Consider the following 8,816-nt stretch of genomic DNA (forward strand, 5'->3'; position numbering starts at 1 on the left):
CATCGAGATCCACCCCCAGTTCTCGCAGCTTTTGGGCCAGGCGCTCCGCCCGCTGTTCGGCCTGCTCGGCTCGTTGCCGTTCTTGTTCAGCCCTTTGCCGCTCCAGTTCGGCCTCGGTGGGCACCAGCTCTCCAGCAGGCGTGGCCCAGCGAATCCATGTGGTTTCGATGTCCCGAAACCTGCCTTCCCATTTCACCAGGTACAGTCCCAGAACTGCGCTCGGCAGGCGACCTTCTGCATCGACTTCAATCGGCTCATAGTGGTCGCCCCTCAGCCGAAACCCCGCCCAGTCTTCTGGCTCAAACGGGTCAAACCAAAAGTACTCCGGCACCCGGATAATTTGCTCGTAAAGCTGCTTTTTGCTTGTCTTATCATCCTGGGCAGTGCTGGGAGAAAGAAGCTCAATCACCACGTCTGGCCCTTTGCCCTGCTCCCAGATCACCCAGCTTTTGCGCTCGCCCTTGGGCACTCCCAGCACCACAAAATAATCAGGCCCTCGGAAATTGCGGCTGCGGGTCTGCTCCAAGCTGTAGTAGAGGAACATGTTGCCGCTGACAAAGCCATCAGGGCGCTGTTGCAGCCAGGTTTGGGTGACGGAGATGAGCAAGTCCATCTGGCACTTGTGTCGCCAGCTTTCCATAGGTACGCCGTCGTCGTAGGGGAGCTCGTCTTGGGTAGGGGGCCAGTCGGGTAGATTAACCGGATCCGGCACCTCAATAATCGGTTTGGGGTTGGTCATTGCCAGTTCTCCGAGAGGTATTTTGGGCTGGCCAGTTTTCTTTACAAAGTATCGGGATCCACCCCCAGTTCTCGCAACTTTTGGGCCAGGCGCTCCGCCCGTTGCCGTTCCTGCTCAGCCCACTGCCATTCGATCTTCTCAGCTTCTTCTGGTGTGGGCATCAGCTCCCCACTGGGGAAAAAGTACCGCAGTTGCTGGTTAGGAATGCCTAGGCGCAGCCCCAACACTTCCCTCCAGCGCCACCTCTGCTTCGGTGGCTCAATCTCCTCATGCCGTTCCCCCCTCAGTTGCAAGCCCGTAAACTCCTGCGTTTCGGGAGAAAAGTAAAAGTACTCCGGCGTCCTAAAAACCCTTTCGCAAAGCTCCCGCTCTTCATCCCGATCCACCTTGGCTGTTGATTCCGAAAGCAGCTCGATGATCTTCCCACACCACCCAAGAAGGCAGAGAGCGGTTTTCTACCCCTTTGACCAAAAACAGATCCGGGCCGCGCAAGTCTTTGTTTTTGAATTGCTCTCGGCTGTAGTAAACGGTGAGGTTCCAGGCGAGGAAGTAGTCGTTGCGGTCTTGCCAGGGACGATTGAGGCAGCTCACCAGAATCAAAAGCTGCAGGGCGTGGAGGGAGTGTTCCATTTCGGGTTCATCGCTGAGCAGCCCCTGTGCCGAGGGCATGAGCTCCGCCAGTTGCCGGCGGGTGAGGGGAGTGTTTTCTTGGGCTAGGCGTTGGGGGCAAGCAAGCGAATTGGCTATCAGCAGGCTAACCCTTGATCCCCTATCTCCCACTGTTTTGCTCCAACTTGGCTACCCGTGCTTCCAGCTTGCGCAGGGCCCGCTGCAGCTCAGGCAGGTGCCGTTGGACTGCTATGCTCCTACGCCATTCGGCAATGGGTTGGTGGGGGTAGCCGGCTACTGTTTGGCCAGGAGGAATGTCGCTGGTCACCCCTGTCTGGGCGGCCACACGCACGCCATCGCCAATGTGCAGATGCCCCGCCAAGCCACATTGCCCGCCCAAGATGACGTGGTGGCCCAATTGGGTACTGCCGGCAATGCCCACCTGGGCGACGATCAAGCAGTGGGATCCCGTGCGCACACCGTGGCCAATCTGCACCAGGTTGTCGATCTTGGTGCCGCGGCCAATGCGCGTCTCGCCAACGGCAGCCCGGTCAATGGTGGTGTTGCTGCCCACTTCTACGCCGTCTTCCAGCACCACCCGGCCCGCCTGCGGCATGCGCCGCCAGGATCCATCAGGGAGAGGAATGTGGCCAAAGCCGTCGTCGCCAATCACGGCGCCGCTGTGGATGAGGCAATCGTCGCCAATCTCCGTGCGTTCGTGGATAACGCAGTTAGCCAAAAGCTGACACCGGGATCCAATCCGCACGTGGGGGTAGATGGTTACGTTGGGGTGGATCTGGGTGTAGTTGCCAATTTTCACCCCTTCCATCACCACCACATGCGGCCCAATGGCTACCCCCTCCCCCAACTCCACGCTGGGATCGATCACGGCTGTGGGATGGATCCCGACGGGCAGGCGGTAGGGTTGGTAAAACAGCTCGATGGCCTGGGCAAAGAGCAAGCGCGGATCCCTGCCCCGCAGGCAGGGGATGGGGCGGGGCAAAACTACAGATTCGCCTACGATGACGGCGCTGGCTTGGGTTTGCTCCAGGAGAGGCAGGTAGCGGACCTCGCTGAGGAAGCTCAGCTCGCCTGGGCGAGCTTCTGCCAGGCTGGCCACGCCGTGGATCTCCAGGGTGGGATCCCCCTCGTAGGTGCATCCCAATCTTTGGGCAATCTCCTGTAGCTGCATTAGGGTGGGGGTTCTCTACGATTGCAGCAGCCGCACCTCCATCACGGTGCCGCGCAAGTTGTAGCTAAAAGTCTCCAGCTCCAGGGGAACGCCAACTTTGACGCGGTTGTTGCCCAGGACAATGCCATTTTCCGTCTTCTGGCCCCGTCCCCGCAAGGTAAACACCAGATCAAAACGATAGGGCTCGGGGTCAGGCAAGTTTTCAACCCGTCCATCCGGAAAAACTACTGGCACAGTGCGGCTGACATTTTCTATCCGCACCACCTCCACCTGGCCGTAGGGTTGGTTGCGGATGATCAAGTCGGCCTTCTGACCCACTTGAAAGGGTTCCAGGGATCGGCTGCTGACCCCCCGCACGATCATATCCACTTCCACTGGCAGCGTGGGGCCACCCCCTACCTGGACGACGCTGCCCGCCTGCCGCCCTGGGAGAAACAGGACAGCCACAATCGCCGCCACCACAATTGCCAGCGCCCCTAGATCCAGAAGGCTGACCTTTCCCAGAAGACGCCCCCGTTCATCGATGAGCCGCATGGCTCTCTTTTCTCCAATTCACTGCCCTTGATTGTAGGGCACAGCAATAGCAGCTCCTCCGCCCGCAAAGCCGGTTGAGGTTGGATCCACCTCTAGAGGAACTCAGAAGCCCCGCTTGTAGCCGAGGATTAGCTGGGCCTGGGCAAGTAGGGTTGGCCTGAAGATGGAGCTGACGGGAGTCGAACCCGTGTCCGAGATGGGTACTGGGGGTTCACTCCTTCACAGGCTTAGCCTCTCTGACCCTCGAGGCGGGGATCGCCGTTTAGATCCCGGCGACGGGAGGTCTCCGCCTAAGCTTAGTCTCTCCCTCGACGGAGCGGGAGAAGAGAGCTGCACCCGTTGGGGTTATAATCCGCCCACTTAACGGGGTCGTGGGAGGATCCTCGAGCTCAGGGTAATTCTTTACTGAGCCTTAGGCAGCCAGAGCAGCTGCTTTACGAGCAAAAGGTACGACGTTGTTCGCACGTACTGTGTTGAGCCTGGTGGTAACGGGATAAGCTCAAGCCCGACCTGCATCATGAACCCTTGTTCGCCACCCCGTCGAAACCGTTACAGCCCCAGGGTTTGGCTAAACCTAGAATAGCAAAATCCTTGGGGATCTGGCTAGAGCCTCTGTTAATATAACAAAAGTTGTGTTACTCTCTAAGAACTGAAAACTTGGGTCGGTAGCTCAGCGGTAGAGCACTCGGCTTTTAACCGATTGGCCCAGGGTTCGAATCCCTGCCGACCCAGCTTTCGATGCTCTTGCTCCCCCGACCCATCCCAAGCCAGGATTTTTAGTTAGTTAGAAAGGCAGGGGGGAAGGGCGAGGTGGCCGTTCTTTCGTGGCCAGACCTGGGCAAAGAGGGGGAGGTAAAGCTGTTGCTGGCGCCGTCCGTGGAGGAGGCGCTGGCAATTTTGGCGGAAGAGGCTGAAACTCGGGAGACGGTCTTTGTCTCCAAGCTTTGGCACCGAATTCCGGCCCAGGATGTCATCCTCGACGAGTGTCTGCAGGTGCTGGCGGAGGTAGCTCTATCCCTCTGGCCCTATTGGTATGGAGAAAAGTTTGAGCCGGGCAGAACGGCAGAGGCCCAGGTTCTCAATCGCCTCCGTGCCCGAGAGCTGTCCGCAAAACGGGATCCCGCCATTTCCAGTACCTGGCTTAGGGCAGTAATGCACTTGTGCCAGCAGCAACGCCTGCCTGTGGTGCCAGGGATCCAGCGGGCAATCCAGGTGCAGCAACTGGCCAAGGCCATTGCCCCTCGCGAGCTAACCTTGGCTTTAGCAACCGATGAGCCAGAGCCGGCGCCCAGCTACCTTCTCGGTTTGGCCAAGGCAGCTACCTGGTTGGCCGACCACAGTCAAGCACGGCTGGTGCTGGTGGTGCCGAGCGCTTTGGCCGCTCACCCTGAATTGGCTTCCGTGAGCTACGGCGCCCTCCAGTTGCCGCTCCCGGAGAGGCGGGAGGAGTTCGACAGCTCGGTGCAGGTGGTGGTGGGTTGCAAGGGATCCCCTCACCCCTTTAGCCTAGCAGAGAAGAAGCTAGCCGAGCGGGTGGCAGCGGACCCGCAGCTCAAGGATCTGCTAGAGTTTAACCAAGTGTTACAAAGTGTAACCGGGCAATCCTTTCGAGCAGATCTCCTTTGGCGGGAGGGCAAGGTGGTGGTGGAAGTGGACGGGCCAGAGCACTGCAGCCGAGACCGCTACTACCAGGATCGCCTGCGGGACTACCAACTGCTGATTTCCGGCTACTTGGTGTTGCGGATCCCCAACGATCTGGTGATGAGCGACTGCGAGCGGGCGGTGGAGATGATCCGCAAGGTAATTCAACAGCAACGGAGCCGGCTTTGAGGCGAGTTGGAGAGTGAGAAGATGACCTCTTTGTTGCCCAAGAGCGAAATTTTGCTCTGGAAGCTTCTGCTAACGGGGGAAGAACCGGCCAAGTCCCAGCTGAAGCCAAAGCACAGCGCCAAGGAGCTCAAGCTGCTGGAGGAAAGGGGCCTCATTGAATACAAGACCACAGTTGAAAAGGGAAGGAAAGTAGCTCGGCTTGCACTAACTGACAAGGCCTGGGACTGGGCCTCCACCACACCTCCAACGGCCATTGCCCGTTCCAAGTCACCGGAGGCAGCAGTTGTTTTGCAAAAGGTCTTGGAAATTTTGGTGGACTACGTGCAGCGGGAGAGCGTTCCCTTGGCCCATGTCCTCAAGCCAGCCGGCTCTGGCCAACCTCCTTCCGATTTTGGCCAAGCGAAAGTCGATCCCGCCTTCCTCGAGAAGGTCTTTCAAACTTGTGAGGAGATGGGAGGACGCCACTCCCGGGTTTACCTATCAGATCTGCGCCAAAGATTTCCCCAGGTGCCACGCCAGCAATTGGATCAGGCTCTTGTGGCTTTAGATCGCCAGACCAAGATTGTATTGATGCCTATTGACGATCCCTTATCTATCACTCCCGCAATCGAGGCAGCAGCCATTACCCTCTCCGGCGCCAAAAGATACTTTCTGCGAATTAGGAGTTAAGCATGCAGAGTGCAGAAGAACAACAAAAGGCCCTTGAGGCTCTCAGGGAAGTTGATTTTGATTGGACGGTTCACCTGAAGAAAATCTGGCAGCCACCAGAGTTTGACGTTCCCGATCTTCATCGAGAAGCTAGAGAGCGGCTATTTGAGCGGCTGGAGAAGTTGATCCAATCCCCCCAAAGCGAGTCTCCGCTGGGGATCCCTGTTGTCGGCAGCGGCGGTACTGGGAAGACCCACCTGCTCAGGGTATTGAGACAGCGCTGCTTTGAAAGGGGCGTGGAATTTGTCCTGGTGGACATGACAGATGTGAAAGATTTCTGGAAAACGGTAGTTCAAGGGTACCTTACATCCTTGATGCAGGAAGAGCCAGATGGAAGAAGCCAGTTAAGAAAGGTTCTCGATCAAATCTTCCTGAAAGCCCTGGCCAGCCCTAAGAAGGCAAAAGAGATTGCTAAATTTCCTCCTGACCTCTTGGTCAGAGTTGTCAATCGAGTTCTGCAATGGCTGTTTACTCAAGATAAGAGTAACACACTTAAGTATCAAGACTGTGTGCGGGCCATGATTTTGGCCAACTCTGCCGACTTTGCCATAGCTGCAGCCGGAATTAGCTGGATAGAGGGCCTAGGTGTAGATGATCCGGAGACGAAGCAAAGGTTTGGCTTTGTCTCGCCAGGCTTAACTCCCAGCGAGATCGTCGCGGGGCTTTCTTGGCTCATGAGCCTGCGGGGACCCACTGTAGTTGCTTTGGATCAGCTGGATCCAATCATTATGCAATTTCATATAGCTTCAGAAGAATCAGGGGCAGAAGCAAAGACTACAGAAAACATTGTTCACAGCATTGGGGGCGGTCTTATTGCGCTACGAGATTATCTCTCTCGATCTCTTGTGGTTGTCTCCTGCCTAGAAGACTCTTGGGAAATCCTAGAAAAGACGGTTGTTTCTACGTTTTTAGGTCGCTTTGAGTTCCCTTTGAGGTTAGTGTTTCTTGACTCTGCAGCTACTGCTGAGGCTGTTGTTGTCTCTCGCTTAGAAAAAGCCTATCGCAAGGTTGGCTTTACCCCTCCCTATTCCTCCTACCCCTTTAAGCCGGAGTTTTTTAAAAGCAATGAATTTCTGTCTCCTCGAGAGCTTTTGCGAAAATGCCATGAGCACAGAGAGAGCTGCTTGAAAGAAGGGAAAGTTATCGAGTTAGGAGCCTCCGGTTCTCCTCTTACTACTTCAAGTGCTTCTCTGCAGGAACTGGATCGCGAGTTTGAGAAGTTCAAGCAAGATGCTGATATCTCTCCATATTTACAGGAAAACAAAGACGAGCCATGGAAAGAACTTTTGACTTCTGTATGTCACTTTCTCGTTTGGCAAGAAAAGTTGCCCGCCAGCATCGGTACCCAAATTGAAACGGATTTCCCTGGAGCCAAAAGCTTTTCCCAGATGCATTCTCGTTTGCGCCTAATCTTCCATGAGGCCAACGAGCGAGAAAAGCACCTTTGTCTGATAGCCATCCAGTCAGGTAATCCCAAGGCCTTCCAGGCCCGCTTGGGAGCCGCCAAGACAGCCGCCGGGATCGATCCGGCCCTGCGATCTCGCAAGCTGGTGGTGGTGCGCACCATACCAGTGCCCAGAGGCCCGGTAAGCCAACAATTGTGGCAGAGTTTTCTTGCGGAGGGCGGGATCCACTGGCAGCCCAGCGAAAGGGAAATCAGGGTTCTGCTGGCCCTAGAACAGCTCAAATCCAGGCCCGGTTTTACGGACTGGCTGGCCGAGCGGCAACCCCTTGCCCAACTGGCAGCCGCCGAGCCTGATTCGGCTTTGGCCAAGATCCTCGCCTGGCTGAAGGAAGGGATCCCTGGGCAGGAAACTCCAAAAGGGGATTTCTCACTTTCTAGGGTAGAGAACGGCAGGGCCCCTCAAGCCAAGCAGGACTTGCACCTGCCGAGTTTGTTTGTCGGGCGGCGTTGGGTGGCCAACCGAGAAGGGGAGCCGGTCTTTCTGCCCGTCCCAGAGCTGGTGCGGCACACCGTGATCCTGGCCGGCAGCGGCTCCGGGAAAACGGTGCTTTTGCGACGCATCGTGGAGGAGGCAGCCTTGCAAGGGATCCCTTCCATCGTTATCGATGCTGCCAACGACTTGGCCCGCCTGGGGGATCCCTGGCCTGCTGTCCCCCAAGGCTGGACAGAGGAAGACCAGGCCAAGGCAGAGCGCTACTTTGCCCAAACCGAAGTGGTGATTTGGACCCCTGGGCTGGCAGCAGGTAACCCCCTCACCCTCGCCCCCCTGCCGGACTTTGCTGCGCTGGCTGACGATCCTGAAGAGCTGGATCAGGCCGTCGACATCGCCTGGGGCACCCTTCAGGAAATCGTGGCCCCCGGCAAGACTGTCAGCGACCAACTGAAGCGGGGAGTTCTCAGGGCAGCTTTGAAGTACTTTGCCACCCACCAGCCCGGATCCCTGGCCGAGTTTGCCGAGTTCCTGGCAGATCTGCCCCCAGAAGCAGGAGCGGATATCAGCAAGGCTCCGCAACTGGCCCTGCAGATGGCCAATCTCCTCAAGGCTGCCATGGTCAACAACAAGCTGCTCAGTCAAAGCGGCACGGCGTTGGATCCGGCCAGCCTGTTGGGGCTGGGCGCAGGCTATGGCAAAACCCGCGTGTCGGTCATCAACCTGGTGGGTCTTCCTACCCTGGGCGAACAGCAGCAATTTGTAAACCAACTGGCCATGGCGCTGTTTGCCTGGATCAAGAAAAACCCCGCTCCGCCGGAAGCGCCAGTGCGCGGGCTGTTGGCCATCGACGAGGCCAAAGACTTTGTGCCCTCCCAGGGGACTACCCCCTGCAAGCAGAGCCTGCTGCGCCTAGCCGCCCAAGCGCGCAAATACGGCCTGGGCCTCATTTTTGCCACCCAGGCTCCCAAAAGCATCGACCACAACATTATTGCCAACTGCTCCACCCAGTTCTTTGGCCGGGTCACGTCGCCAGCGGCTATCGAGGTGGTGCGCGAGCAAATTGCCCAGAGGGGAGGAAGCGGCGAGGATGTAGCGATCCTGAAGGTGGGGCAATTCTACCTCTCCTCGCAGGAGCTTCACCCGCCCTGCAAAGTCCAAACTCCCTGGTGCCTGTCTTTCCACGCCCCTACCCCTCTAAGCGAAGCTGAGGTGATCCAGCGCTCTCAAGGCAGCCAATCCTAGCTCCTGCCTGGCGCCCTGCTCTGGAACGGTTGCCCCTTCCCCCAGCTAGTAGTTGGCAAGGATC

Annotated in this window: 8 protein-coding genes, 1 tRNA gene and 1 other RNA gene; 4 read left to right on the top strand and 6 right to left on the bottom strand. The window is 57.5% G+C overall.

Annotation, left to right across the window (positions count from 1 at the left end):
- The 6 genes from NW852_RS09305 to ssrA form a co-directional block, all read right to left on the bottom strand.
- Positions 1–739: Uma2 family endonuclease (locus NW852_RS09305; protein WP_414426675.1), on the bottom strand; the 739-nt coding region annotated here is incomplete at its 3' end.
- Between the two features lie 41 nt (positions 740–780).
- Positions 781–1,125: a hypothetical protein gene (locus tag NW852_RS09310; RefSeq protein ID WP_414426676.1), complete on the bottom strand. Its 345-nt coding sequence runs from the start codon at positions 1,123–1,125 to the stop codon at positions 781–783.
- The gene (locus NW852_RS09315) at positions 1,112–1,519 is read right to left on the bottom strand and encodes a hypothetical protein (RefSeq protein ID WP_414398854.1); all 408 of its coding nucleotides are present in this window, start codon (positions 1,517–1,519) and stop codon (positions 1,112–1,114) included. The genes NW852_RS09310 and NW852_RS09315 overlap by 14 nt, the downstream gene beginning before the upstream one ends.
- Entirely contained in the window at positions 1,509–2,540 is a 1,032-nt protein-coding gene (gene lpxD / locus NW852_RS09320) for a UDP-3-O-(3-hydroxymyristoyl)glucosamine N-acyltransferase (RefSeq protein WP_414364391.1), read from the bottom strand. The genes NW852_RS09315 and lpxD overlap by 11 nt, the downstream gene beginning before the upstream one ends.
- A gap of 15 nt (positions 2,541–2,555) precedes the next feature.
- Complete coding sequence (locus NW852_RS09325; RefSeq protein WP_414371812.1) at positions 2,556–3,074, bottom strand: DUF4330 domain-containing protein; 519 nt, start codon at positions 3,072–3,074, stop codon at positions 2,556–2,558.
- Positions 3,075–3,235: 161 nt separating this feature from the next.
- Positions 3,236–3,633: a transfer-messenger RNA gene (gene ssrA / locus NW852_RS09330) on the bottom strand.
- A 100-nt stretch (positions 3,634–3,733) separates the two neighbouring features.
- Here ssrA and NW852_RS09335 point away from each other — a divergent pair.
- From NW852_RS09335 to NW852_RS09350, 4 genes are all read left to right on the top strand, one after another.
- A tRNA-Lys gene (locus NW852_RS09335) sits at positions 3,734–3,805 on the top strand.
- A gap of 79 nt (positions 3,806–3,884) precedes the next feature.
- Positions 3,885–4,904, top strand: coding sequence for an endonuclease domain-containing protein (locus NW852_RS09340; RefSeq protein ID WP_414426677.1), 1,020 nt, complete (start codon positions 3,885–3,887; stop codon positions 4,902–4,904).
- 21 nt (positions 4,905–4,925) lie between these two features.
- Entirely contained in the window at positions 4,926–5,573 is a 648-nt protein-coding gene (locus NW852_RS09345) for a hypothetical protein (RefSeq protein WP_414362490.1), read from the top strand.
- A gap of 1,427 nt (positions 5,574–7,000) precedes the next feature.
- Positions 7,001–8,752, top strand: a complete 1,752-nt coding sequence (locus tag NW852_RS09350) for a helicase HerA domain-containing protein (protein WP_414371818.1) — start codon at positions 7,001–7,003, stop codon at positions 8,750–8,752.
- Positions 8,753–8,816: the final 64 nt, after the last annotated feature.

The organism is Synechococcus sp. H60.1, assembly GCF_047462335.1.
In the GTDB taxonomy this organism is placed as follows: domain Bacteria; phylum Cyanobacteriota; class Cyanobacteriia; order Thermostichales; family Thermostichaceae; genus Thermostichus.